The sequence below is a fragment of the Methylobacterium sp. 1030 genome, assembly GCF_040544715.1.
GTDB lineage: Bacteria > Pseudomonadota > Alphaproteobacteria > Rhizobiales > Beijerinckiaceae > Methylobacterium.
In genome coordinates, this window is record NZ_JBEPKM010000007.1 from 213,575 (window position 1) to 238,703 (window position 25,129).

22 protein-coding genes are annotated in these 25,129 nt (G+C 73.3%); 15 read left to right on the plus strand and 7 right to left on the minus strand.

Annotation, left to right across the window (positions count from 1 at the left end):
* Positions 1 to 167: 167 nt before the first annotated feature.
* Genes ABIC30_RS12270 through ABIC30_RS12285 form a run of 4 tightly spaced genes read left to right on the plus strand, consistent with a single transcriptional unit; the run spans position 168 to position 4,013 of the window.
* Positions 168 to 1,208 (plus strand): NAD(P)H-dependent flavin oxidoreductase, encoded by a 1,041-nt coding sequence (locus ABIC30_RS12270; protein ID WP_132368676.1) that lies wholly within the window; start codon positions 168 to 170, stop codon positions 1,206 to 1,208.
* Positions 1,205 to 1,942 (plus strand): enoyl-CoA hydratase-related protein, encoded by a 738-nt coding sequence (locus ABIC30_RS12275; RefSeq protein WP_354455221.1) that lies wholly within the window; start codon positions 1,205 to 1,207, stop codon positions 1,940 to 1,942. The genes ABIC30_RS12270 and ABIC30_RS12275 overlap by 4 nt, the downstream gene beginning before the upstream one ends.
* An 8-nt stretch (positions 1,943 to 1,950) precedes the next feature.
* Positions 1,951 to 2,793 (plus strand): IclR family transcriptional regulator, encoded by an 843-nt coding sequence (locus ABIC30_RS12280; protein WP_354455223.1) that lies wholly within the window; start codon positions 1,951 to 1,953, stop codon positions 2,791 to 2,793.
* 11 nt (positions 2,794 to 2,804) lie between these two features.
* Positions 2,805 to 4,013, plus strand: a complete 1,209-nt coding sequence (locus tag ABIC30_RS12285) for a CaiB/BaiF CoA transferase family protein (RefSeq protein WP_354455225.1) — start codon at positions 2,805 to 2,807, stop codon at positions 4,011 to 4,013.
* A gap of 31 nt (positions 4,014 to 4,044) precedes the next feature.
* Here the strand turns inward: ABIC30_RS12285 and ABIC30_RS12290 are convergent, their stop codons facing one another.
* Both ABIC30_RS12290 and ABIC30_RS12295 read right to left on the minus strand, forming a co-directional pair.
* Entirely contained in the window at positions 4,045 to 4,422 is a 378-nt protein-coding gene (locus ABIC30_RS12290) for a PH domain-containing protein (RefSeq protein ID WP_354455227.1), read from the minus strand.
* 74 nt (positions 4,423 to 4,496) lie between these two features.
* Positions 4,497 to 4,952: an Rrf2 family transcriptional regulator gene (locus tag ABIC30_RS12295; protein WP_354455229.1), complete on the minus strand. Its 456-nt coding sequence runs from the start codon at positions 4,950 to 4,952 to the stop codon at positions 4,497 to 4,499.
* Between the two features lie 87 nt (positions 4,953 to 5,039).
* Here ABIC30_RS12295 and ABIC30_RS12300 point away from each other — a divergent pair, with 87 nt between their 5' ends.
* Positions 5,040 to 5,819, plus strand: a complete 780-nt coding sequence (locus ABIC30_RS12300) for a class I SAM-dependent methyltransferase (RefSeq protein ID WP_354455231.1) — start codon at positions 5,040 to 5,042, stop codon at positions 5,817 to 5,819.
* A 27-nt stretch (positions 5,820 to 5,846) separates the two neighbouring features.
* Here ABIC30_RS12300 and ABIC30_RS12305 read toward each other — a convergent pair whose 3' ends face one another.
* Both ABIC30_RS12305 and ABIC30_RS12310 read right to left on the minus strand, forming a co-directional pair.
* Positions 5,847 to 6,887 carry a GDP-mannose 4,6-dehydratase gene (locus tag ABIC30_RS12305; protein WP_354455233.1) on the minus strand — a complete coding sequence of 347 codons (1,041 nt, stop codon included), beginning with the start codon at positions 6,885 to 6,887 and terminating at the stop codon, positions 5,847 to 5,849.
* Between the two features lie 26 nt (positions 6,888 to 6,913).
* On the minus strand, positions 6,914 to 8,152 hold the full coding sequence (locus ABIC30_RS12310) for a complex I NDUFA9 subunit family protein (protein WP_020092389.1): 1,239 nt from the start codon (positions 8,150 to 8,152) through the stop codon (positions 6,914 to 6,916).
* A 271-nt stretch (positions 8,153 to 8,423) separates the two neighbouring features.
* Here ABIC30_RS12310 and ABIC30_RS12315 point away from each other — a divergent pair, with 271 nt between their 5' ends.
* Positions 8,424 to 8,606, plus strand: a complete 183-nt coding sequence (locus ABIC30_RS12315) for a hypothetical protein (protein ID WP_020092388.1) — start codon at positions 8,424 to 8,426, stop codon at positions 8,604 to 8,606.
* Between the two features lie 9 nt (positions 8,607 to 8,615).
* Here the strand turns inward: ABIC30_RS12315 and ABIC30_RS12320 are convergent, their stop codons facing one another.
* The 3 genes from ABIC30_RS12320 to ABIC30_RS12330 form a co-directional block, all read right to left on the minus strand.
* The gene (locus ABIC30_RS12320; RefSeq protein WP_020092387.1) at positions 8,616 to 9,557 is read right to left on the minus strand and encodes an MBL fold metallo-hydrolase; all 942 of its coding nucleotides are present in this window, start codon (positions 9,555 to 9,557) and stop codon (positions 8,616 to 8,618) included.
* Between the two features lie 205 nt (positions 9,558 to 9,762).
* Complete coding sequence (locus tag ABIC30_RS12325) at positions 9,763 to 10,956, minus strand: L,D-transpeptidase family protein (RefSeq protein WP_020092386.1); 1,194 nt, start codon at positions 10,954 to 10,956, stop codon at positions 9,763 to 9,765.
* 182 nt (positions 10,957 to 11,138) lie between these two features.
* Positions 11,139 to 13,724: an ABC transporter ATP-binding protein gene (locus ABIC30_RS12330; protein WP_354455235.1), complete on the minus strand. Its 2,586-nt coding sequence runs from the start codon at positions 13,722 to 13,724 to the stop codon at positions 11,139 to 11,141.
* A 354-nt stretch (positions 13,725 to 14,078) separates the two neighbouring features.
* Between ABIC30_RS12330 and ABIC30_RS12335 the strand changes: the two genes are divergently transcribed.
* From ABIC30_RS12335 to ABIC30_RS12375, 9 genes are read left to right on the plus strand one after another with little or no spacing between them, the layout of a single operon-like run.
* Entirely contained in the window at positions 14,079 to 14,738 is a 660-nt protein-coding gene (locus tag ABIC30_RS12335) for a cytochrome c3 family protein (RefSeq protein WP_020092384.1), read from the plus strand.
* Positions 14,735 to 17,707, plus strand: a complete 2,973-nt coding sequence (locus ABIC30_RS12340) for a TAT-variant-translocated molybdopterin oxidoreductase (RefSeq protein ID WP_354455236.1) — start codon at positions 14,735 to 14,737, stop codon at positions 17,705 to 17,707. Before ABIC30_RS12335 ends, ABIC30_RS12340 begins: the two co-directional genes overlap by 4 nt.
* Before the next feature lie 2 nt (positions 17,708 to 17,709).
* A complete protein-coding gene (locus ABIC30_RS12345) occupies positions 17,710 to 19,707 on the plus strand; it encodes a quinol:electron acceptor oxidoreductase subunit ActD (protein WP_354455238.1) in 1,998 nt (665 codons plus the stop codon).
* Positions 19,704 to 20,270 (plus strand): c-type cytochrome, encoded by a 567-nt coding sequence (locus tag ABIC30_RS12350; protein ID WP_354455240.1) that lies wholly within the window; start codon positions 19,704 to 19,706, stop codon positions 20,268 to 20,270. The genes ABIC30_RS12345 and ABIC30_RS12350 overlap by 4 nt, the downstream gene beginning before the upstream one ends.
* Positions 20,267 to 21,328: a hypothetical protein gene (locus tag ABIC30_RS12355; RefSeq protein WP_354455242.1), complete on the plus strand. Its 1,062-nt coding sequence runs from the start codon at positions 20,267 to 20,269 to the stop codon at positions 21,326 to 21,328. The genes ABIC30_RS12350 and ABIC30_RS12355 overlap by 4 nt, the downstream gene beginning before the upstream one ends.
* Entirely contained in the window at positions 21,325 to 21,813 is a 489-nt protein-coding gene (locus ABIC30_RS12360) for a hypothetical protein (protein WP_354455243.1), read from the plus strand. The genes ABIC30_RS12355 and ABIC30_RS12360 overlap by 4 nt, the downstream gene beginning before the upstream one ends.
* Positions 21,810 to 22,799 carry a cytochrome c oxidase subunit II gene (gene coxB / locus ABIC30_RS12365; RefSeq protein WP_056523418.1) on the plus strand — a complete coding sequence of 330 codons (990 nt, stop codon included), beginning with the start codon at positions 21,810 to 21,812 and terminating at the stop codon, positions 22,797 to 22,799. Before ABIC30_RS12360 ends, coxB begins: the two co-directional genes overlap by 4 nt.
* Positions 22,796 to 24,472 (plus strand): cytochrome c oxidase subunit I, encoded by a 1,677-nt coding sequence (locus tag ABIC30_RS12370; RefSeq protein WP_056523416.1) that lies wholly within the window; start codon positions 22,796 to 22,798, stop codon positions 24,470 to 24,472. The genes coxB and ABIC30_RS12370 overlap by 4 nt, the downstream gene beginning before the upstream one ends.
* The gene (locus ABIC30_RS12375) at positions 24,469 to 25,128 is read left to right on the plus strand and encodes a cytochrome c oxidase subunit 3 (protein WP_056523414.1); all 660 of its coding nucleotides are present in this window, start codon (positions 24,469 to 24,471) and stop codon (positions 25,126 to 25,128) included. The genes ABIC30_RS12370 and ABIC30_RS12375 overlap by 4 nt, the downstream gene beginning before the upstream one ends.
* Position 25,129: the final 1 nt, after the last annotated feature.

Consider the following 25,129-nt stretch of genomic DNA (forward strand, 5'->3'; position numbering starts at 1 on the left):
CCATGCCATCACAACGGCCCTGAACGAGACTCGGTTGCGGACGCCGCCCGGCGCGCGAAGGCCGGGCCGCCGGAGGCACGGGGGAGGATCGCGGTGCACGGCAAGGATCGGGGCGAGCGGCCCGGGAGCGGCTGTCCGGCGCGGGTTCCGGCAGAGGGGAGCGGGCGGTGAGCGACGGTCCCGAGCGCGACCCGGGCGGGCGCCTGCCCGAGATCCTGCGCGGCCGGCTCGCCCTGCCGGTGATCTGCGCCCCGATGTTCATCGTCTCCGGCCCGGAGCTGGTCATCGCCCAGTGCCTGTCCGGGGTTGTCGGCTCCTTCCCCGCGCTGAATGCCCGGCCGGCCGAACTCCTCGACGCGTGGCTCGCGCGGATCACGCAGACGCTCGCGCAGGCCCGCGCCGCCGACCCGTCGCGGCGGATCGCGCCGTTCGCGGTGAACCAGATCGTCCACGCCTCCAACGACCGGCTGGCGCAGGATGTCGAGGCCTGCGTCCGGCACCGAGTGCCGATCATCATCACCTCGCTGCGGGCGCCGGACGCGGTGATCCGCCCGGTCCACGCCTATGGCGGGGTGGTGTTCCACGACGTCACCAATGTCCGCCACGCCGAGAAGGCGCTGGAGGCCGGCGTCGACGGGCTGATCCTGGTCTGCGCCGGGGCGGGCGGGCACGCGGGGACACTGAGCCCCTTCGCCCTGGTGGGCGAGATCCGGCGGTTCTACGACGGGCCGCTGATCCTGTCGGGGGCGATCACCTCGGGCTCCGCGATCCTGGCGGCCCAGGCCATGGGCGCCGACCTCGCCTACATGGGCACCCGCTTCATCGCCACCCGGGAGGCGAACGCGGCGGCGGCCTACAAGGACATGATCGCTGGCAGCGCCGCCGCCGACATCCTCTACACCCCCTACTTCACCGGCGTTCCGGGCAACTACCTGACGCCGAGCATCCGCGCCGCCGGGCTCGATCCCGAGGCCCTGCCGGTGCGCGACAAGACCGCGATGGACTTCGGCAGCGCCAGCGTGAAGGCGTGGCGCGACGTCTGGGGTGCCGGCCAGGGTGTCGGCACCATCGCGGACGCGCCGGCGACCGCCGACCTCGTCGCCCGGCTCGCCCGGGAATACGCGGCGGCGCGAGCGCGGACGGCCGGCACCTCCGCGGACTACGCCGCGGACTACGTTGCAGACCGCGACGGCGGGGCCGTTCCGTGAGCGTCCGCCTCGCCGATCCGGAGCCCGGGATCCGGCTCGTCACGATCGACCGGCCGGAGCGGCGCAACGCCCTCGACCGGGCGACCTACGCGGGCCTGACCGGCGCCCTGGAGGCCGCGGGACGGGACGCGGAGGTGCGCGCCCTGGTCCTCACCGGCGCGGGCGAATGCTTCACCGCCGGCAACGATCTCAAGGATTTCCAGGACGTCGAGACCGGGGGCGACAGTCCCGGCCTCACCTTCCTCAAGGCCCTGCGCGCCTGCCCGCTCCCGGTCGTGGCCGCCGTGGAGGGCCACGCGGTCGGCATCGGCACGACGCTGCTGCTCCACTGCGACCTCGCCTACGCGGGGGACGGGGCACGGTTCCGCCTGCCCTTCACGGCCCTGGGCCTCAGCCCGGAGGGCGGGTCGAGCTACCTTTTGCACCTGGTGGCGGGATCGAAACGCGCCGCCGAGCTGCTGATGCTCGGCGAGCCCTTCACGGCCGCGGACGCCGCCGCGGCCGGCCTCATCAACGCCGCCGTCCCGGCCGGGACGGCCCTGGAGACCGCACTCGCCAAGGCGCGCGCGCTCGCCGCCCTGCCCCGGGTCTCGATCGCCGCCACCAAGCAGGCGCTGCGGCGCGGCCACGACGACAGCGTCGCCCGCGCCCTCGACGCCGAGGCGGAGGTCTTCCACGCCCTCCGCCGCGGTCCGGCGGCGCAGGCGGCCTTCGCGGCGTTCCTGCGCCGATGAGCGGGCGGATGGAGGTAGAGGCCGGCCCGCGCGCCGGATCCGACATCGGGCTCGACACAGCCGAGCCCGACGCGGCCGGCGCCGGCGCGAAGGAGGACCGGCACTTCGTCACGGCCCTGGCCCGGGGGCTGTCGGTGCTCGCCTGCTTCGGCCCGGGGCGCACGAGCCTCGCCAACCACGACATCGCGGAGGCCTGCGGCCTGCCGCGCTCCACCGTGTCGCGGCTGACCTACACGCTGACCAAGCTCGGCTACCTGCAGCACATGCCCGAACTCGGCCGCTACCGCCTCGGCACCGCCACCATCGCGCTGAGCTCGGCCGCCCTGGGCGGCCTCGACGTCCGCGCCATCGCCCGGCCGGTGCTGCGCGCGGTCGCGGAGGCGGCCAACGCCTCGGTCGGCCTCGGGGTGCGGGACCGGCTCAGCATGCGCTACGTCGACTGCCAGCGCGGCCCGGCGGCGATCTCGCTCAACCTCGACACCGGCTCGCGCATCTCGCTGGCCCGCAGCGCCATGGGCCGCGCCTACGTCGCGGTCTGCCCGGACCGGGAGCGCGCGGGCATCTACGAGGACCTGAAGGCGCTGGATCCCGTGGCCTGGCCGGTGCTGCGCGCCGGCCTCGACCGGGCGGTGGAGGAGCACCGGGAACTCGGCTGCTGCACCTCGTTCGGCGAGTGGCAGGAGACGGTCTGCGCCATCGCGGTGGGGTTCCATCCCGGCGGCGGGCTGCCGCCCATGTCGGTCAATTGCGGTGCCCCCACCGTCATCACCGACGCGCGCTTCCTCCTGGAGGTGGCGCGCCCGAGACTGATCGACGCCGTGCGCAGCCTCGACGGCGTCATGGGAGCCTGAGGACCATCGCGATGGATGCCGTTGCCGACCTGCCGCTCGCCGGAATCCGCGTCCTCGACCTGTCCCGGGTCCTGGCCGGGCCCTGGTGCGCGCAGGTGCTGGGCGATCTCGGCGCCGACGTGATCAAGGTCGAGCACCCGGAGCGCGGCGACGACACCCGCGACTGGGGCGTGCCGACGAGCCCCGGCAACACCTCGTATTTCGACAGCGTGAACCGCAACAAGCGCTCGATCGGCGTCGACCTCGCCACGCCGGAGGGGCTGGCGATCGTCAAGGCGCTCGCCCGCGAGAGCGATGTGCTGGTCCAGAACTTCAAGACCGGCGGGGCCGAGAAGCTCGGCCTCGGCTACGCGGACCTGTCGGCGGAGAATTCCGGCCTGATCTACTGCTCGATCGCCGGCTACAGCTCCGACGGCTCCGAGGCCAGCCGGCCCGGCTACGACCTCGTGGTCCAGGGCGAATCCGGCGTGATGGCGCTCAACGGCGAGGCCGGGGGACCGCCCCTCAAGTTCGGGGTCGCGGCGGTCGACCTGTTCACCGGCCAGTTCGCCGCCCAGGCCGTGCTGGCCGCCCTGTACCAGCGGGAGCGGACCGGGCGCGGCCGGACCGTCGACCTCGCCCTGTTCGATTGCGGCGTGGCGCTGACCTCCTATTACGGCCTGGAGGCGCTCGCCCGGGGGATCGATCCGCCCCGCTACGGCAACGCCCACCCGTCGATCGTGCCCTACGGGGTGTTCGAGGCCGGCGACGGGCCGGTGGTGATCACGGTCGGCAACAACGGGCAGTACCGCCGCTTCTGCGAGCAGGTGCTGGAGCGGCCGGACTGGGTCGCCGACCCGCGCTTCGCCACCAACCTCGACCGGTCGCGCAACCGCGCCGCCTTCATCCCCGTGCTGGAGGCCGAGCTCGCCAAGTGGGAGCGCGCGCCGCTGATCGCCCGGCTGCGGGCGGCGGGCATCCCCTGCGGCGAGGTGATGGGCCTGCGCGAGGCGCTCACCTGCGACCGCGCCCGGGAGGCCGGGCTGGTGGTCGCGGCACCGGAGGCGGCCTCCGCGAACGCCCACGTCATCGCCCCGCCCTACCGGCTCAACGGCCGCCGGCTGCCGGTGCGGCGCATGCCGCCCGGTCTCGGGGATTCGAGCGCCGAGATCCTGGCCGAGCACCTGGACTACCCCGAGGCCGCGCGCGACGCGCTGCGGGCGAAGGGCGTGGTCCGCTAGGCTGCCGCCGCCCGCCGGCGCGCGCCCCGGGCTAGCGCAGCACGCCCTCGGCGAGGGCCCGCTGGATGCCCCGGACATCCGCGCCCTTCTTCAGGGTGCGCTGGATCGGCTCCGCCGCCCCCGAGACCCAGATCTTCAACTCGGCGTCGAGGTCGAACGTGCCGGCGGTCTCGACCGAGAAGCGCACGATCGCGCGGTACGGCACCGACAGGAACTCGACCTTGCTGCCGGTCACGCCCTGGACGTCGATCAGGATGACGCGGCGCTCGGTGAACACGAACACGTCCCGGATGATCTTGAAGGCGAGCCGCGCCGACTCGCCCTCGATCAGGATGCCGTCGAGCCGGCGCTCCAGGGAGGCCGCGTCGACGGCCGAGCCGTGTCCGAGCAATCCGTCCAGTAGGCCCATGGCCGATCATCTCGTGCTGGTCCGCGTCGATGCCGAGGATGGCGCCTGAGCGTCGCCGCGGCAACCGCCCGCCGTCAGGCGCAGATCGAGGCGTCCGACTGCCCCTCGGGCTGGCACTGGGCGTCGAAGCTTCGCGCGAGTTCGGCGAGGCTGACGGAGCCGAGCCGCGCGACCAGGAGCGCCTCGGCCTCGCGCAGCGTGTCCTCGACCGCCGCGTTGACGACCTTCTCGACCGCGCAGGCCGGGTTCGCGCGATCGCTGCCGATCGCGAAGATGCGGGGGCCGCCGACCGCGCGGTGGACGTCGAGCAGCGAGACCGCGTTCAGGTCCGCCGCGATGGACCATCCGCCGCCGTGCCCCTTCTCGGATTTCACGTAGCCCGCGGTTCTGAGCCCCGCCATCGTCCGGCGGACGACCACGGGGTTCGTCCCGAGCATCCGCCCGATCGCTTCGGACGTCATCGGTCCGTCGTGGCGCGCCATGTGAAGCAGCACATGGAGCGTCCGGGAGAGGCGGCTGTCGGTGCGCACCCGCCGATCCATCACACCGGGCCCGGGATTGGCAACCGTGCCGGATCACGATACTTATCAAGTTGCGTGATGGAGTGGAGCCCAGCGGTGCGCGAGTTCGAGAACCCCGATCGGTGGGACAAGGTCGCCGAGCACTACGCGACGACCGCCCACCCGTTCACCGCGCGCTTCGCGGAGGCGGCGCTCGCGCGGGTGCCGCTGACCGGGCGAAGCCGCGTCCTCGACGTCGCGGCCGGCACCGGTGCCCTGGCGCTGGCCGCGGCGCGGACGGGGGCGCAGGTCCTCGCGGTCGATTTCGCGCCCGGCATGGTCGCGCGCATTGCCGGGGCGGCCCTGCCCAACGTCGACGCGCGGGTCATGGACGGCCAAGCCCTCGACCTGCCTGACGGCGGCTTCGACGCGGTGTTCTCGATCTTCGGGGTGATCATGTTCCCCGACTGGCGGAAGGGCCTCGCCGAGATGGCGCGCGTGACGCGGCCCGGGGGGCGGGGCGTCGTGGCGACCTGGCAGGACCAGGGCGCGGCGACGTTCCTGCTGCTCGGCGAGATCCGCCGCCGGCTGTTCCCCGAACGCGAGAGCCGGGCGATGCCCGACGGGGTGCGGGCGCTCGGCGATCCGGCCGGGTTCACCCGGGAGCTGGTCGCGGCCGGGTACGCGGCTCCCCGGATCGACCGGGTGACCTTCGACTACGCGCTCGACGTCGCCCTTCTGGACGACCCCGACACGGTGTTCGGCCTGTCGCCGGACTGGGTCGACCTGAGCGCGGACGACCGGGCCGCGGTGATCGCGGAGGCGCGGCGCATGGCGGGCGATCGACCCGTCCTGCCGATCCCCTCCACTGCCCTGATCGGCGTCGCGGAGCGCTGAGCGCCGCTTCGCGCGGGACCCGGCGTCTCAGCGGGTCTCGCGCGCGTCCGCGAGCCGCGCCCGCGCGTCGTCCAGAACCCGGGTCAGGGCCGCGTCCCACGAGACCCGCGGCTGCCAGCCGGTGGCGGCGTGGAGGCGGCCGGCATCGCCCGCGGCCAGGGGGATCTCGGTCGGCCGCACCCGCTCCGGGGCGATGCGGATCTCGAAGGGGACCCGGGCTCGCGCGCGCAGGTCCTCGAGGACGCTGGCGATCGTCCGCGGCTGGCCCGAGCTGATGTTGAACACGCTCCCGTCCGCGAGGGAGTCCGCGCGGCCGATCAGGTCGGCGTAGGCGTTCGCCACGTCGGCGACGTCGAGGAAGTCGCGGTAGGACGAGAGGTTGCCGACCTCCAGGCAGGGCGGCACGAGGCCGGCCTCGATCCGGGCGATCTGTCCCGCGAAGGAGGCCACGACGAAGCGCTCGTCCTGGCCGGGACCGATATGGTTGAACGGCCGCAGCACGACGAGCTTCACGCCGATGCGGGGCAGCAGGTCGCGGAGCAGCTGCTCGCCGACCCACTTCGACCGGGCGTAGGTGTTGCGCGGCAGGGGCTCGACCGCCTCGCTGAGGGCGTGGCCGGCGAGGAACGCGCTGCCGTAGACCTCGCCGGAACTGACGAAGAAGAAGGTGCAGCCCGGCACCGCCTCCACCGCGGCCACGAGGTTCATCAGGCCGTTGACGTTGACCCGCCACGTCTGGCCCGGGCCGCTCGCAGAATCCGCCACCGAGGCGAGGCCCGCCAGGTGCAGGATCGCGGTCGGCCGGAACCGCGCCACGAAGCCGCCGAGCGCGGCCTCGTCGAGGAGGTCGATCGCCGCGTAGGTGACGCCGTCCGGCAGGCGCGGCGACCGCCCCCGCCCGATCCCGGCCACGCAGTCGCCCGCCCGCGCCGCCGACTCCGCCGTCGACCCCGCCGTCGCCCCCGCCAGGAGCGGCAGGACGTGGCCGCCCACGAAACCGGCCGCCCCGGTGACGAGGATGCGCCGCGGGGCCGGGCCGCCGGACCCGTGGGGAGAGGGCGCGCTCACGGCGCGATCCGGGCGGGGAGCGTCACCTAGCCCGGGTTCCGGGTTCCCCAGCGCACGCCCATGCTGCCCTGCCCGGCCCCCGGTGAGCTGCCGGCATCGGCGCCGATCGCCGGGCCGGAGGCGGTCTTCGGCCGGTGCTGCGAGCCGGCCGCCAGGGGCTGCGACGCCAGCGTGTCGGGCACCTCGGACAGAACTTCCTCGTCGCGATCGGTCGCGAACTGGCCCGCCTTGCGGAAGGTCCAGAGATAGCCCGGCACCACCGCCTCCGCGGCGGTCGGCGTGATCCCGATCCCCTCGAAGGTCCGGCCCTCGGCCTTGGCGGCCTCCGAGACGACGTTGTCGTTCTGGAGCAGGGTGACCTGATCGCGGGTCAGCTTCAGCGAATCCGGCAGCAGGCCGAAGGTCAGCGTGTCGGCGATCTCCAGCATGCGGGCCTGGAGCTTGGCCGCCGGCACGGGCAGGTCCACGACGACCCGCTTCCGCCGGATCGTCTTCAGCATGTAGCGCACGAAATGCTCCAGCGTGCCCACCTCCGGGCCGCCGAGCTCGTAGACCTTGCCGGGCGCCAGGGTGCCGTCGACCGCGCGGGCGATCGCCTCGGCGACGTCGCCCACGAAGGCCGGCTGGAAGCGGGACTGGCCGCCGGCGAGCGGCAGGACCGGGAGCGCCCGGGCGAGGCCGGCGAAGCGGTTGAAGAAGCTGTCGCCCGGCCCGAAGATCAGCGAGGGCCGGAACACCACCGCGTCCGGGCAGGCGGCGAAGACCCGCGCCTCGCCCTCGGCCTTGGTGCGCGCGTAGAGCGACGGCGAGGCCGGATCGGCGCCGATCGCCGAGACCTGGATCATCCGCGCGCCCTGGCGCGCGGCGGCGCGGGCGATCGCCTCGGCCCCGTCGACCTGCAGCCGCGCGAAGCTCTGGGAGCCGGTCTCCTGCAGGATGCCGACGAGGTTGATCAGCACGTCCGACCGCTCGGCGGCCCGGGCCACCGAATCGGGGTAGCGCAGGTTCGCCTGGACGGCGACGATCTGGTTGACCTTGCCGAGCGGCTGCAGGAACAGCGCGAGGTCCGGCCGGCGCACCGCGACGCGGATCCGGTAGCCGCGCTTGGCCAGCGCCCGCACCACGTGCCGGCCCAGGAAGCCGGAGCCGCCGTAGATCGTCACGAGCTGGTCCTGCGGGCGCAGGGGTCCGGGCGCGGCGGCGGAATGCGTCTGCTCGCTGGTGTGCGCCGTCGCGGACGCCGTCGTGTTGTCTTGGCCGCTCATCGCCGTGGTCTCGAGCTCCTCGCGCGCCTCGGGGCGCCGTCAGGCGGCCTACTTAGCCTAACTTCGGCGCGATGGGAGCCGCCGAATGCGCCGCCGCGCCATTCCGGTGAACAGCGCGGGGCGGATGATCGCGGCCGAGGGACCGCGCGCCGGCTCGCGGGAGGCTGATCACGGGGCTGGAACGGGTGCCGCCGCCGTGCATTCTTCCCCACCATACGGCCCTGCCGAATCGCGCGGATGGGACGCGCCGGGGACTTCGATGATTGTAGGGATGCTCGTTTCCGCGGCGATCGCGGTGCTCGGTCTGCTGGTGGCGCTCGGGTACGTCGGCCACCCGATCGACGCGCAGCTCGTCAGCAACTACGGCTGGAGCATCCTGATCATCGGCGTCGCGCTGTTCGTGCTGTTCACCTGGGCCCGGTACAGCCGGACGCGCCGACGGCGCTCCGTCTGACGCCCGGCCTCAGGCGACCTTGATTCGGCGGCGCATCTCCCGCGCCACGGCCGGGCGCGCGCTCGGCCGGCCGCTGACCGCCCGCGGGGCGCCGACGATGAGGCTCTGGCGCTCGCGCGCGATGAACGCCGTCGGCATCTCGGCCTGGAGGTCGGCCTCCATGTCGCGCAGCGCCGTGTCGGAATGGGCCGGGTGCAGGTGGATGATCCCGAGCGCCTTCACGCCGGCGTTCCGGGCGAGCTCCACGCCCTTCTGCCAGGTCGAGTGCCCCCAGCCCCGGCAGGTCGGATATTCCCCGTCGGTGAACATGCCGTCGTAGACCATCAGGTCGGCGTCGGCGACGAAGGCGGCGAGCTCCGGATCCGGCCACGGGTCGCTGTGCTCGATGTCGCTGATCAGGCACAGGCGTCGGCCGCCGTGCTCGAACCGGTAGCCGACCGATCCCTGCGGATGATTCAGCAGGATCGTGGCGACGCGTGTGCCGTCCGGGAAGGCCAGGGTCTGGCCCGCCTCGAAGCCGTGGTGGTGGAAGGTGCAGCACAGCTTGTCGAGCGTAACCGGGAAGAGCGGCGGCGCGAACAGGCGGTCGAGGGTCGGCCCGGCCGATTCGCCGCCGAGGTTGCCGCAATAGGTGTTGATCACCCGGTCGGGATCGAGGACCGCCGGCTTGAAGAAGGGCAGACCCGCGGTGTGGTCGAGATGCAGGTGGCTGAACAGCAGGTCGACTTCCTGGGGCAGATCGGTCCGGTGACCCTGCCCGAGGTTGTAGATGCCCGAGCCCGCGTCGACGATGAACATGCGCTGGCCGCACCGCACCTCGATGCAGGGCGTGCTGCCGCCGAACTCGGCGTATTGCGGGCCGCTGACGGGCGTCGAGCCGCGGACGCCCCAGAAGCGCAGTGCGAGGTCCTGGTCGGCCGCCAGGATGGTCGGCTCGGAACTGTTCGACATGGCGATCACGAATCCGCGGACAGTCGGTCCCGATCACTTATGATCGAAACCCCGTCGCCGTTCCGGGAAGGTAGCTTTGAATACGGCAGGCCGACGGAGCAGGTGTACCGCTCATCCCCTGCCGTATCATGAATTGGTGTGCCGCACGCGGTCGTGATGTGCGTCCGCGCACACGCACGGGCCGCCGCGAAGGGCCTTCGCATGCTCAGAGAGGCTCCGCGGCGGCCAGGAGACCGGCCGGCGACCCGGCCAGAATCGGGCGGCCGGTCGCCGATCCGGCGAGTCCCGCGGCCAGCCAGGACGGGAGTGCGTCGCTGTACCGCGTCGGGAGCGGCGCGACCAGGGCCCCGAACGGGTCGGGCGCCCGCTCGTAGACCGGCACGAAGCCCGCCATCTGCCGCGGCGACAGGCCCGATCCGGGCGCGGCCCAGCCGGCCCAGACCGTCTCGGGCACCGGGCGATGGACGCGATGGCCCGGCACGACCACCACCTCCTGCCCGGCGAAGGCCAGGGCCTCCGGCCGGCTGATGTCCCCCACCGCGCCGCCCCGGGCCGTGTAGGCCGCCCAGAAGGCGTTCTGCCCGCCGTCGGAATAGGTGGTGCGCACGGCGGGCTCGCCCGCCTCGGCGAGCGCGGCCATCCGCGCCTCCTCGACCGCCCGGCGTGTGGTGACGGCCGCCTCGACGGCGGGATCCCGGGCGGGCGCGAAGGCGTACCGGCCCGCGACGACCGAGACCTGCAGCTCCTCCCGGCTGGCCTCGAACCGGTCGGAGCCGGCCTTGAGCTCCCGCCAGAAGGCGATGTTGGGATCGGTCCGGTGGCGGGCCATGTTCTCGGCCGTCATCCGGAACGGGTAGGACTGGAACTGGAAGGCCGCCTGCCCGCCGTTCAGCGCGTCCCGGGCGATGGCGTAGATCTCGCCGACCGTGCCGTTGGTCATGGCGAAGCAGCCCATGGACGAGCAGATCCCGTGCACCATCACGGCGGAGCCGGTGCCGCCATGGGCCCGGTCGTAGGCGTTGGGATAGCCGACGTCGAAGGACAGATAGTAGTGCGAGTTCGGGTTCATCTGGCGCCGGGGCACGGCGTAGAACCCCTCCGGGGTCTGACGGTCGCCGGTCTTGCGCTTGGGCCCGAGCTGGCCGGACCAGCGGCAGATCGGGAAGGTCTTGATGTAGACGTAGCCCGCGGCGCCCTTCTTCCAGACCTCGATCTCCGATTCCTTCTTGTAGGCCCGGAACAGGACCGGCGAGGCGGCCGTCACGCCCTTCTGCGCCATCAGCGCGAGGGTCGCGGCCGGAATCGGCGCCTCGGCCTTGCCCGCCTGCGCGGCGGCCGGGCCTGCGAGGGCCAGCAGAACGAGGCCGGCGGCGAGGGGAAGCGAGGTCGACAGGGGCATGAACCGTCCGCGCTGGATCGGCCGGGATGGCTGCCGGACGGGCGCGGCCTCGCGACCTGACGGAGTATTGCGGCGGCCGTGAGGCTGCGCGTCCGGTCCGCCCGTCGCCCCGCCTGTCGCACCGCCCGTCGCTCCGCGGAGGCGCCCCCTCCCCCGCGGACGGGCGTCGCCGCCGGTTCCCCTCAGGCCGCGGGTTCCGGCTCGCGCTCGGCATCCGCCGGCACGGGCGCGACGACCGCGCTGTTCTCCACGGCGATCACCGCGTCGAACGGCGCGGCGCACTCGGCGAGGCCCGTCTCGGACAGGAAGACGATGAGGCCGCGCCCGGCCCGCGCCTGCCGCAGCTGGGCGAGACGCTCGCGCGCGCCCTCGGCCTTCCGCTCGTCCATCGCGACCGCCACCACGAGGATGTCGGGGTCGCGGGCGAGGCACCGGCTCAGCTCGATCGCCACCCGCTCGCGGGCGTTGATCGCGCCGTCCGCCAGCGCCCCGGTGCTGGGCTGGATCTCGACCTTGCTGTCGAGGCCGAGGCCGTAGACCGAGGCCTCGAGGCCCTCGTCGGCCAGCACCCGGCGCACCAGTTCGCGCACCCGCGGCTCGGCATTGGCCTCGCCGAGGCTGATCCGGCCGAACAGCAGGTTCTCCTCCAGGCTCGCGGCCGGATTGACCCGCGAGGGATCGTGGAAGACCACTGCGCCGGCGAGGTGGGCCGGCAGCATCCGGGCGAAGGACCGGCGCGCCTGCACGAGGCGCTCCTCGAACGGGCCGTCGATCAGGCCGAAGCGGTGGCGGGACTCGTTGTAGCGCAGCGCGAGGCCGATCAGCCGCGCGCGGTCGCGCTGGCCCGCCGGTCCCCGCCGCAGGCTCGCCGCCCCGGGCAGGCGCGCCACGAGATCCTCGAAATAGCCCCGCTCGGCCGCCTGGAACAGCGAGTAGGCGTCGAACAGGGGGTGGTCGTTGGGCAGGTCGGCGAAGATCTCCACCGTGCTGCGGGCCACCGACAGGCCGATCTCGGTGAGCGGCCGGACCAGCCCCTCGGCCTCCAGGACCGCCCGCAGGTAGGGGTGGCGGGCGAAGCGCAGGGGCGCGAAGGTGCCGCCCACCGGCTCGCCGAACAGGATGTTCTCGCCGATGCTCGCCTGGTTGTTGTAGCGGTCGGGGTCGAAGGGCTCGACGAGGCGCTCGGCGCCCTTGGCGGCCAGCGCCACCCGCATGGTCCGGCGCGCGGCGACGATCGCGGCGGCGAGCCGCGGCTGGGCGGCCGGGTCGAGCCGCCCGGTCAGCCCGCGGGCGTACACGAAGCCGTCGAGGCCGGTGAGCCGGCTGATCCCGATCAGCGCGATGTCGTCGGGCGCGGTCGCCGGATCGGTGCCGTAGAGCAGGTTCTGCCGGAGCGAGCCCTCCATCAGGATCGCCTCGCCCGACGTGAAGGCGATCCGCCGGGCGCGCTCGGCGGCGTCGAAGTCGCGCAGGTCCGTCCCCGCGTAGGTGACGGCGCCGGCCGTCGGCTCGACCTGGCCGGCCAGCACCGCCGCCAGCGCGCGGGCGCCGCTGCCGCGGCTGCCCGTGATCGCCACGTGCCCCGGCATCGACACGGCCACGTCGACGCCGGTCAGGCGCTCGCCTGTGGCCGGATCGAAGGCGCCGACGCCCTCGGTGGCCAGGATCCCGGACCGGGGCAGCGGCAGGGCGGCGGCGCCGCTGCGGGCGGCCCGGGCCCGCCGCCCCTCGAGGGCCGCGATGGTGCGGGCGAGGTCGCGCATGCGCGGGCGCACCGACCTGCGGACCATCCAGAGCCGCGCGCAGATCGCCGCGAGCCAGCCGGCGAGGCCGAAGGCGCCCACGGCCGCCACGAGGGCGGCCGGATCCACCGGGGCCGCGGGCGGCTGGCCCGGTCCCGAGCGCCACAGCGCGGTGCCGGCGGCGATGGCCGGAAGGATCACAGCCAGGGCCAGGGCCGGCGCCCGGGCATAGGCCAGCCGCGCCTCGGCGCGCCCGACATTGGCCCGCATCGCGGCGACGCGGGCGGCGATCCGGCGGCGCTCGATGGCCGCCGCGCCGTGGTTGCGCACGGCGGGCAGCCGCCGGACGAGGTCGTTCAGGCTCTCCTCGGCGCGCGCGCTCGAGCGCAGGCGCAGATCGTGCCGGTCGCGCGCGCGCTCGAGCACCAGCCCGTAGGCGAGGCCGATCGCCGCGAGGCCGATCACCGCCGCGGGGACCAGCCGGGGCGCGGCGAGCGCCGCGAAGCCGAGGGCCAGGATCAGGGCCGCGAGGGTCATCGCCGGCAGCACGATGCCGGCGGCCAGCAGGCGGTCGGCCCGGGCCAGCACCTCGCCGACGATCCGGGTGAGGCCGCGCGCCTCGTCCCGCGCGCCCGCGGGGGCGTCGAGGATCGCCTGCAGCACGCCCTCGCGGACGGCGTCCCCGGCCCTGTTCTGCGCCTTGAAGCACAGGCGCGCCACGAACCAGCCGACCCCCGCCAGCGCCAGCGCGCAGACCGCGATGCACAGGAAAGCCGTGAGTTCGAGTTCGGCGGGGCGCATCGGGATGCCGGGGACGAGCACCAGTTCCCGGCCCGGGAGCTCCGCCGCCACGCGCAGGAACGGGAGGATCGGCGCCTCGTCGCGCGGCAGGACCGCGATCAGGTCGCGCAGGCACAGGAGCGCGAGCGCGCAGAGCGGCGCGCCGACCCCGACCGCGAGGGCCGCCGCGACGGTGTGCTGCGGCCGCGCGGCGCGCCACGTCAGGAGGAGAGGATCGGATTCCATGCGTCTCCGGACAGCATCGGGCGGGTCCGCCGCGGTCCGCCGCCGTCCGCGGCATAGGCCTTCGGGGCCGCGGCGGAAAGGGCGGCCGGCGCGGCCCGGCCCCGTGCGACATGTCGGCCGGACTGATCCAAGTTCTAGCCCTGGTCTGGAAGCGCTCTAGGTTCAATTCCCTGCACGCGGCGCGATCCGGAGCGCGCCGCGAGGTCCGGTCGCCGCGTCCGCCCGGACCGCATCGCGTGGGCGTGCCGGCGCAGCCGATCTCGGGCGGGACCAGAGGATGGGGTGACGCGTGCGGCGAGGGGCTGAGCAGACCGAAGGGCACGGCACGGCCGGCTCGACGTCCGGGACGGCCTGATGGCGCAGCTGTTCACCCCCGGCGCCGACGCGCTCTACCGCCTCGCGCTGATGACCGGCGTGGCCTGCCTGGTGGGCGTCCCGGTCCTGGCGGCCGGGATCGTGCGCTCGAACTACGTCACGGGCGTCGGGATCGCGCCGGCCCAGCCGCTGCCGTTCAGCCACAAGCACCATTCCGGCGAGCTCGGCATCCAGTGCCGCTACTGCCACACCACGGTCGACCGGGAGGCCACCGCCGGCATCCCGCCGACGCATACCTGCATGACCTGCCACTCGCAGATCTGGACCGGCTCCGAGATGCTCAAGCCGGTGCGCGACAGCTACGCGCAGGACAAGCCGCTGGAATGGAAGCGGCTGAACAAGCTGCCGCAATACGTCTACTACAACCACTCCGTCCACGTGACGAAGGGGATCGGCTGCTCGACCTGCCACGGCGACGTCACGTCGATGCAGATGACCTACCGGGCCAACGCCTTCGAGATGCAGTTCTGCCTCGATTGCCACCGGGCCCCGGAGAAGTACGTCCGCACGCCGGATCAGGTCTGGAACATGACCTGGAAGCCGCCGGCCGATCAGGCGAGTCTGGGCCCCAAGCTCGTGGCCCAGTACCATATCCGCGGCGGGGAGCGGCTGACCGAATGCGGGATCTGCCACCGATGACCGGCGCCCCCGACATCGCGGCCCTGCGCGAGAAACTCGCCGGCGGCGACGGACCGCGCTTCTGGCGCAGCCTCGACGCCGTGGCCGACAGCCCCGAGTTCCGCGCCTATCTGGCGGCCGAGTTCCCGTCGGCGTCCCGGCTCGCCGCCGCCCCGGAGCGGCGCGGCTTCCTGAAGCTCATGGCCGCCTCCTTCGCGCTGGGCGGCCTCACGGCCTGCGGCGGGGGCAGCGGCCGCGACTACGAGGTGCCCTACGTCAACCAGCCCGAGCGGATCGTGCCCGGCACGGACCTGTCCTACGCCTCCTCGGCGGTGTTCGACGGCTTCGGCAACGGCATCCTGGTCACCACCCGCAACGGCCGCCCCCTGAAGATCGAGGGCAACCCCGAGCATCCCTGGAGCCGCGGCGGCACCGACGTGCTGGCTCAGGCTTCGGTCCTCGGGCTCTACGACCCGTTCCGCTCCCAGGCGGTGCAGCATCTCGGGCGGCCGAGCTCCTGGCCGGCGTTCCGGGCGGATCTCCAGGCGCGGATGCCGGGCTGGCGCGAGAGCCGGGGCGAGGGTCTCGCCCTGCTCACCGGCCCGGTGACGTCGCCCGGCGTGGCGGCCCAGATCGCGCGGCTGCGGGCCGCCTACCCGGCTCTGCGCTGGTACACCGGCGCCGGGGCCGGCCGCGGCGGGATCTACGAGGGCGCCCGCCAGGCCTACGGCCGGCCGCTGGAGACCATCCCGGATTTCGGCCGCGCCCGCACCATCGTGGCGCTGGACGGCGATTTCCTGGACCTCGGGCCGGGCCAGGTCGGCCTGGCGCGGCGCTGGAGCGAGGCGCGGCGCGCGGCCTACGCGGAGGGGCGCCTCCTCACCCTCCACGCGGCGGCGCCGACGCCGACGCTGACCAGCGCCAAAGCGGATTACGGACTCGCGGTCCCGGCCGGCCGGCTGGAGAATCTCGCCCGGGACCTCCTCGCCCTGGCCGCCGGCGGCGCGGCGCCGATGGGCGACGACCCCGTCGCGCGCTGGACGCGCGGTGCCGGCACGGCGCTCGCCGAGGCCCAGGGAAGCGGCATCGTCACCGCCGGCCTGACCGCGAGCCCGGAACTGCACGCGCTGGTCCACCGCCTCAACGGCGCCCTCAGCAACACCGGCACGACCCTGGTCCACAGGGCGCCCGCGGAGGAGACGGGCGCCGGGACCCTCGCGGAGCTCGCGGAGGCCATGGATCAGGGTGCCGTCAAGGCGCTCGTCGTGCTCGGCGCCAACCCGGTCTACGAGGCGCCGGGCGCCCTCGACTTTGCCGCCCGGATGGCGCGCGTCCCGCTCAAGATCCACGCGGGACTCTACTACGACGAGACCGGCGCGCACGCCGACTGGCACCTGCCCGCCGCCCACCCGCTGGAATCCTGGGGCGACATCCGGTCCCTCGACGGGACCGTGGGGCTGATCCAGCCGACCGTCGCGCCCCTCTACAACGGGCGGACGCCCTCGGAGATGCTGGCCTTCCTGGCCGGCGGCGAGGGCGGGGAGAGCGGCCAGGACGCCCTCGACCTCCTCAAGGCGGGCGCGCGCAGCGCCGGCGAGGACGACGCGGCCTTCGAGGCCCGCTTCACCGAGGCCTTGCGCCTCGGCTTCTGGGCGGGCAGCGCGCGCCCGGCCGAGACCGTCGCGCTGACGCAGGCGGCGGCCCCCGCGGCCGGCCCATCGCCCGCGTCCGCCGGCGAGGTCGAGGTGCTGTTCCGGCCCGATCCGACGATCTGGGACGGCACCCACGCCGACCTCGCGTGGCTGCAGGAACTCCCGAAGCCGCTGACCAAGGTGGTCTGGGAGAACGTGGTCGCGGTGAGCCCGCGCCTCGCCGAGCGCTCGGGGATCGCGACGGGCGACATCCTGCGGGTCGAGGCCGGCAGCCGCGCGGTCGAGGGGCCGGCCTGGATCCTGCCCGGCCAGGCCGACGACACCGTCACCCTCACCCTGGGCTACGGCCGCGACGTGCCGGACCACCTCGCCCGCGGCCTCGGCTACGATTCCGCGCCCCTGCGCCCGGCCGGTTCGACCTGGCGCCTCGCCGGCGCACGGCTGACGAAGACCGGCCGCGTGCGCAAGCCGGTGACCACCCAGCACCTCGGCACGATGGAGGGGCAGGACCTCGTGCGCGTCCAGGCGCTCGGCGCCGCGCCCGCGGGCGACCCGAAGGGTGCGCCGACCCCCGCCTCGTTCTACCCGCCCCCGGAGAGCCAGGACCGCTGGGTCGCCGCGCAGTGGGGCATGGCCATCGACCTCGATGCCTGCATCGGCTGCAACGCCTGCGTCACCGCCTGCCAGGCGGAGAACAACATCCCCGTGGTCGGGCGCGAGGAGGTCGCGCTCGGCCGCTGGATGGGCTGGCTGCGGGTCGACCGCTACTACGCGGGCGGCCTCGACGCCCCGACCACGCATTTCCAGCCGGTGCCCTGCATGCATTGCGAGCAGGCGCCCTGCGAACTCGGCTGCCCCGTCGAGGCGACGCTCCACGACAGCGAGGGCCTGAACCTGCAGGTCTACAACCGCTGCGTCGGCACCCGGACCTGCCAGAGCTACTGCCCCTACAAGGTCCGGCGCTTCAACTACCGCGACTATACCGGCGGCACGACCCCGGTGGAGCAGCAGCAGCGCAACCCCGAGGTCACGGTCCGGTCCCGCGGCGTGATGGAGAAGTGCACCTACTGCATCCAGCGGATCACGGCGGCGCGGATCACCTCGGCCAAGGACGCCCACGCGCCGATCCCCGACGGGAGCGTCGAGACCGCCTGCCAGGGCGCCTGCCCGACCCGGGCGATCACCTTCGGCAACGTCGCCGACCCGGGGAGCCAGGTCTCGGCCGCCCGACGGGACACCCGGGAATACGCGCTCCTCGGGCACCTGAACACGCGGCCGCGCACCACCTACCTCGCCGGGCTCGCCCCGGCCGCGGATCCGAACGGACGGGAGGGCTGAGCATGTCCGGCGCCCTGATCCGGCCCGACGCGACCCTCGAGGACATCGGCGGCGCGGTCGCGGAGATCCCGCTGACGCATCCCGGTAACCGCCGCTGGTGGATCGCCTTCGCGGGGGCCGCCTCGCTCCTCGGCCTGTTCGTCCTCACCCTCGGCTACCTGCTCTACGCCGGCCCCGGCATCTGGGCGAACAACAACGCCGTCGTCTGGGCGCTGGACATAGCGAGCTACGACTGGTGGATCGGCGTCGCCTCCGGCAGCCTGCTGGTCTCGGCGATCCTGCTCCTGCTCGGCGCCGAGTGGCGCGGGGCGGTGAACCGCGTCGCCGAGACCCTGGCGCTGCTCGCCACCGCGGCCGCCGGCCTCTACCCGATCATCCATCTCGGGCGGCCCTGGTTCTTCTTCTGGAACCTGCCCTACCCCAACACCTACGATCTCTGGCCGCAGTTCCGCTCGCCGCTCCTGTGGGACGCGATCGACATCGTGTCGTTCCTGGTGATCTGCGTCAGCCTCTGGTTCATCGGCCTGCTGCCGGACCTCGCGACGCTGCGCGACCGGGCCCACGTCGAGGCGCTCCGCCAGTTCGACGCGAAGGCGCCGACCCGCAAGCTCGCCCTCCTGCGCGCGCAGGTCTACGGCATCCTCGCCTCGGGCTGGCGCGGCTCGGCGGCCCACTGGCAGATCTGGGTCCAGGCCTACCGGACGGTGGCGCTCCTCGGCGTGCTGCTGGTGGTCTCGGTCCAGACCGGGGCCTCGGTCATGCTGGCGGGCTCGCTGATGCCCGGCTGGCACAGCACGCTGCTGCCGGTGAGCTTCCTGGTCAACGCGGTCTATTCGGGCGTCGGCGTCACGGCGGTGACCGTGATGCTGATCCGCCTCGTCTACGGCCTCGACGCCCTGGTGACGGACCGCCATCTCGACGTCCTCGGGCGGCTGCTGCTCTGCCTCGGTTGCGCCAGCGCCTACTGCTACGCGGCCGAGTACTTCGACACCTTCCTCAACGGCGACGCCGAGGGGCGCGGCGTCCTGGTCCGGCGCATGACCGGCGAACACGCCCTGGTGTCCTGGATGGCGGTCCTGTGCCTCGTCCTGCCCGCGCAGATCCTGTGGTCGGCCCGCGCCCGCACGGCGCCGCCGGCGATCGCGGCGGTGGGGCTCCTCGTGGCGATCGGTGCCTACGCCGACCACGTCATGGTCCTGGTCGTCACCCTGACGCAGGACTTCCTGCCCTCCTCGAGGCTGCCCTACACGACCGACATCTGGGGCATCGCCACCTTCGCGGGCTCGATCGGGCTGTTCCTGACCCTGCTGCTCCTGTTCCTGCGCTACCTGCCGGCCGTCTCGATCGTCGAGAGCCGCCGCCTCGCCCTGACGGCGTCGCCGGCCGCGCAGGAGGCCGCCCGCGCGGCCGCGTCCGGGGCCACGGGTCGCCCCGAGGAGAACCCGGTCACCGCGCCCCTGTGGGGCGTGTCCGCGACCTTCGCGAGCCAGGGCGACCTCGCCGCCGCCCTCCAGGCGGTCTCCGGGATCGGCCCGGACCACGTCCATCTCGACGGGCACGGACCGGTGCCGATGCCCCGCACCCTGCGGCCCCTGGGCCTGGAGGGACGCTCGATCCTGCCCTACGCCCTGGCAGGCGCCCTGCTCGGCGGCTTCGGCTTCTTCGCGCTGTGCATCTACGCCACGGCCTACGACTACGTGTTCCTGATCGGCGGCCGCCCGCGCCTGTCCTGGCCGTCCTTCGTGGTCCCGAGCGTCTCCTTCGCGATGATGGCCGGCTGCGTGGCGATCCACCTCGCGCTCCTCGTGCTCAACCGCCTGCCGCGCCTGAACCACCCGGCCTTCAACATCCCGGGCTTCCTGCGCGCCTCGGAGGACCGGTTCTTCCTCTCCGCCGAGGCGCGGGGCGACCGGTTCGACGCGGCGCGGATCGAGCGGCGGCTCGCCTCCCTGCCGGCCGAGGCCGGGCGCCCCCTCGAGATCCGGCGGATCCCGCGATGAGGCGCGTCGTCCGCCGCACCGCCCGCCGCGCCGGGCCGCGCGCCCTCCTCGCCTGCCTGGCCCTCGCGCCGCTCGCCGCCTGTGGCGAGGCCGACATGGCCGATCAGGCGCGGGCCAAGACCTGGGACAAGAACCCGTTCTTCCCCCGCGAGATCACGATGCGCCAGCCGGTGGCCGGCACCGTGCCGCGGAGCGATCCGGCCCGCGCGGCGCCGCAGCCGCAGGCGATCAGCCGGGCGCTGCTCGACCAGGGCCGCGAGCGCTACGGCGTGTTCTGCACCCCCTGCCACGGGCAGGACGGCCGCGGCGCCGGGATGATCGTGGCCCGGGGCTTTCCGCATGCCGGCGACCTCACCGCCGGGCCGGTGCGCGCGGCCTCCGCGTCCGACCTGTACGACGCCATCTCGAACGGCCGGAAGGCGATGTTCGGCATGGCCCAGATGATCCCCTCCGCCGACCGCTGGGCGATCGTCGCCTATGTCCGCGCCCTCCAGCTCAGCCAGGACGCCCCGGTGGCGAGCCTGCCCGAGGCGGATCGCGCGCGGCTGGAGGCGACGCGGTGAGGCGCCCCGCCCTGCTCGGCCTCGCCGGCCTCATCCTCCTGGCCGTCTGCCTGATCGCGGGCGGCTGGCGCGGAGCCGCGGCCTCGTATCTCGCGGCGTGGCTGGTCCTCCTCGCCCTGCCGGTCGGCGCCCTGCCGGTGGTCATCGTGGCCGAGCGCTTCGGCAAGCGGGTCCGCGAGCGCGGCGGCATCGAGATGCTGGCGGGCCTGCGCCGGCTGACGGCGCTGATGCCGGTCGCGGCCGTGCTGGCGCTGCCGCTGCTGGCCGCCGCGCCCCTGCTCTATCCGTGGGTGAGCGCCCCGGCGCGCACGCCGCTGGCCGCCCTGTGGTTCACGGTGCCGTTCTTCGCGGTCCGGGTCATCGCCTACCTCGCGGCCTGGACCTGGCTGGCGCTGCGCTTCGCCAGACCGTTCGACGCGCCCGGCGAGGGGCGGACCGTGCCGGCGGTGGGCCTGCACGCGGTCATCGGCACGCTGTTCGTCACCGACGTCGTCGCCTCCCTGGATCCGCGGCTCGACTCCACCCTCCTGGGTCTCCTGGTGATGACGGCGTGGAGCGGCCTCGCCTTCGCGGCGGCGATCCTGCTGGCCTGGGAGGAGCCGGAGCCCGTGGGGCGCGGCCGCACGGCCCCCGGCCGGGGCCGGCTCGTCCCCCTCGTCGTGCTCCTCGGCCTCTGGGCCTACATGCACTTCGTGCAGTTCCTGATCGTCTGGTCGGCCAACCTGCCGCCCGAGGTGGCGTGGTACCTCGCCCGCGGCGGCTGGGTCGGGCGGGCACTGGCGATCGTGGCCGGCGCGGTCGTGGTCCTGGCCGGGCTCGCGACCCTGCGGCCGGGCCGCCCGACCACCCGGATCCTGGCCGGCGCGGCGCTCGCCGTCCACGCCCTGGAGATGTTCTGGCTGGTCACCCCGGCGGTGCGCGACCGCTTCGTCCTCCGGCCGAGCGACGTGCTGGCCGCCGGCGCCGTGGCCTGCCTCGCGGCCGCTTTGCGCCCGCTGATGCGTCCGCGCGTTGACCGCGCGGCCTCGACCGCCCGCCGCGCCGGGAGGCCGGCATGAGCGCGGACGGACCCACCGGCCTGATCCCGGCGATCCTCGCGGGGCTGACCCTGCGCGGCAGCGGCCTCCTGAACGGGCGGCCGCCGCGCCCGGCGGCCAACACGCAGCGCCATCCCGACGATCCCGGGCACGAGACGCGCGACGTCAACGTCCGCAACACCGTGCTGGTGATGGCGGGCCTCGCGCTCGCGGCGCTGGCGGTCGTCGGCGCGATGGTCTGGCTGATGGGCACCTTCGCGGCGAGCCAGCGCCGGGCGCTGCCCGCCCTGACGCCGCAGCAGACGACGCGGCTGGCGCCGCCGCCGCCGAACCTGCAGGCCGACCCCTACGCCGACCTCGACCGCGAGCGGGCCGAGGCCGCGGCGCGCCTCTCCGGCTACGGCTACCGGGACGAGGCCCACACTCGCGCCCGCATCCCGATCGGGCGCGCCATGGACCTGACCGTCGGCCGCTCCCTCGAACCGGCGGAGCCCGCTGCGCGATGACGCCGAGCCACGATTCCCTCCAGCTCTGGCCCGCCGCGGTCTCCGCCACGGCGATCGAGACCGATTGGCTGATCCTGGCCTTCACGGTGCTGACGCTGCTGCTGACCGTGCCGGTCTTCGTGGCGATCACCTACTTCGCCCTGCGCTACCGCGAGGGCTCCGAGGCGGACCGGAGCCCCTCGGGCATCCGGTCGAACCTCATCGAGATCAGCTGGATGCTGATCCCGTTCCTGCTGACGCTGATCTTCTTCGTCTGGGGCGCCCGGCTGTTCGTCGAGTCGAAGAACCCGCCCCCCGACGCCATGGTGGTCGAGGTGATCGGCCGGCAGTGGATGTGGAAGTTCCAGCACCCGACGGGCCAGTCCGAGATCAACAACCTGCACCTGCCGATCGGCCAGCCGATCCGGCTGCACATCATCAGCCAGGACGTGATCCACGCCCTCTACCTGCCGGCCGTGCGGATGCAGGTGGCGGCCCTGCCCGACCGCTACACCGACCTGTGGTTCAAGGCCGAGAAGACCGGCACCTACCATCTCTACTGCTCGGAATATTGCGGCACCGACCATTCCGTGATGGGCGGCGAGGTCACCTTCATGAATCCCGGCGACTACCAGGACTGGCTGACCCACGCCGGCGCGCAGCAGGGCAAGGTCGCGGCGGGCCGGGCGCTCTACGAGGCCTATGGCTGCGCCGGCTGCCACGACCCCGGTTCGTCCGTGAAGGCGCCGAGCCTCGCGGGCCTCTACGGCAGCCAAGTCAAGCTCGCGGACGGGCGCACCGTCACCGCCGACGACGCGTGGCTGCGCGAGAAGATCCTGAACCCGAACGGTGACCGGCTCGCCGGCGGTGGCAAGCAGGTGATGCCGAGCTTCGCCGGCCGGATCCCGGCGGACGAACTCGGCACACTGATCGATTTCCTGAAATCCTACGCGGGTCCGGCCTCCGGCAAGGCCGCGGACGCGGCGCTGCCGGGAGCGACACGATGAGCGCATCGGGCAGCGTCGGCGGCACCGCCCGCCGGGAACCCCACGCCCCGGAATCCACGATCGGGCGAAAATCCGACTACCTGCACGCGGAATCGACCCTGCGCTCGTGGTTCCTCACCACCGATCACAAGCGCATCGCGATCCTCTACCTCGCCTCGATCACCGGCTTCTTCGTGATCGGGGCCCTGGCGGCCGGCGTGGTGCGCCTCGCGCTCGTCGTGCCGAACGGCGCGATCATGACCAACGACACCTACAACAAGGCCTTCACCATCCACGGGGTGGTGATGGTCTGGTTCTTCCTGATCCCGTCGATCCCCGCGACCTTCGGCAACTTCCTGATCCCGCTGATGATCGGGGCCAAGGACCTCGCCTTCCCGAAGCTCAACCTGACGAGCTGGTACGTGTTCATGGCCGGCGCCCTGTTCACCCTTGTCTCGGTGGTGCTCGGCGGCGTCGACACTGGCTGGACCTTCTACGCGCCGCTCTCCACCGCCTTCTCGAACACCTGGGTGCTGCCGGCGCTGATCGGCGTCACGATCGTGGGCTTCTCGTCGATCCTGACCGGGCTCAATTTCGTGGTCACGATCCACACCATGCGGGCGCCCGGCATGACGTGGTTCAAGCTGCCGATCTTCGTCTGGTCGCACTACGCCACCAGCCTGATCTTCCTGCTCGCCACCCCCGTCATCACCACCGCGCTGATCCTGCTGATCGCGGAGCGTGCCTTCCACATCGGCGTGTTCGACCCGGCCTACGGCGGCGACCCGGTGCTGTTCCAGCACCTGTTCTGGTTCTACTCGCACCCGGCCGTCTACATCATGGTCCTGCCCGGCATGGGGGTGATCTCCGAGATCGTCCCGGCCTTCGCGCAGAAGAAGCTGTTCGGCTACCGCTTCGTCGCCTACGCGTCGATCGGGCTGGCCTCGGTGACCTTCTTCGTGTGGGGCCACCACATGTTCGTCAACGGGCAGAGCGACCTGGCCTCGCTGGTGTTCTCCGCCCTGTCCTTCGCGGTGGCGGTGCCCTCGGCCGTGAAGGTCTACAACTGGACGGCCACGATCCATAAGGGGGCGCTGCGCCTCGACACGCCGATGCTCTACGCGATGGGCTATATCGGCCTGTTCGTGCTCGGCGGGCTCACCGGGCTCTACCTCGCGACGCTCGCCATCAACCAGCACATCCACGCGACCTACTTCGTGGTCGCGCACTTCCACTACATCATGGTCGGCGGCACGGTGCTGGCCTTCCTCGGCGGGCTGCATTTCTGGTGGCCGAAATTCACCGGCCGGATGTACAGCGAGCCCTGGGGACGGGTCTCGGCGCTGCTGATCTTCCTCGGCTTCAACGTGACCTTCTTCCCGCAGTTCATCCTCGGCTATCTGGGGATGCCGCGGCGCTACGCGACCTACCCGGCCGAGTTCCAGCTCCTGAACGTCCTGTCCTCGGCCGGCGCCACGATCCTGGCGGCGGGCTACCTCTTCCCGATGCTCTACCTCGTCTACTCCCTCTGGTTCGGGCGGAAGGCGCCCGCCAACCCGTGGAACGCGAAGGGGCTCGAGTGGGAGACGTCGTCCCCGCCGCCGACGCACAATTTCCTGTCCCCGCCGGAGGTGCCGCGCATCCCCTACGACTACCCGATCCAGGCCCAGGAAGCCCGGGACCAGCACGGATGAGCGAGCCCCTCGCCGACGGCGTCGGGGTCGCCCGCGCCCACCATTTCGAGAGCGTGGCGCAGCAGCGCGAGGCGGCGACGCTCGGCATCTGGGCGTGGCTGATCACCGAGCTCCTGCTGTTCGCGGCCCTGTTCCTGGTGGCGCTGATCACCCGGATCCAGCACCCCGAGGCGACGGTCGCGGCGGCCAAGCACCTGAAGTTCTGGATCGGGGCCACCAACACCGTGGTGCTGATCTGCTCCAGCCTGACCATGTCGATGGCGATCGAGTTCTCGCGCATGGGCTGGCAGCGCGCCATGGTCCGGGCGATGCTGGCGACCGCGGCTTTGGGCGGCCTGTTCCTCGTGCTCAAGGGCTATGAGTACTACGCCGACTGGGCCGAGCACATGATGCCGTTCCTCAGCGACAGGCCCTTCGCCCTCGCCGAGACGCCGGCGGCGCGGCTGTTCGTGAACCTCTACTACGTCGCGACGCTGCTCCACGCGCTGCACCTGTTCACCGGCATCGCGCTCCTGCTCGGCATGACGTGGATGGCCGCCAGGGCCGGGTTCCTCGCCCGGCACCAGAACTGGATCGAGGTCTACGGCCTGTATTGGCACTTCATCGATCTGGTCTGGATCCTCGCCTTCCCGATCCTCTACGTGGTGAACCGGTAGG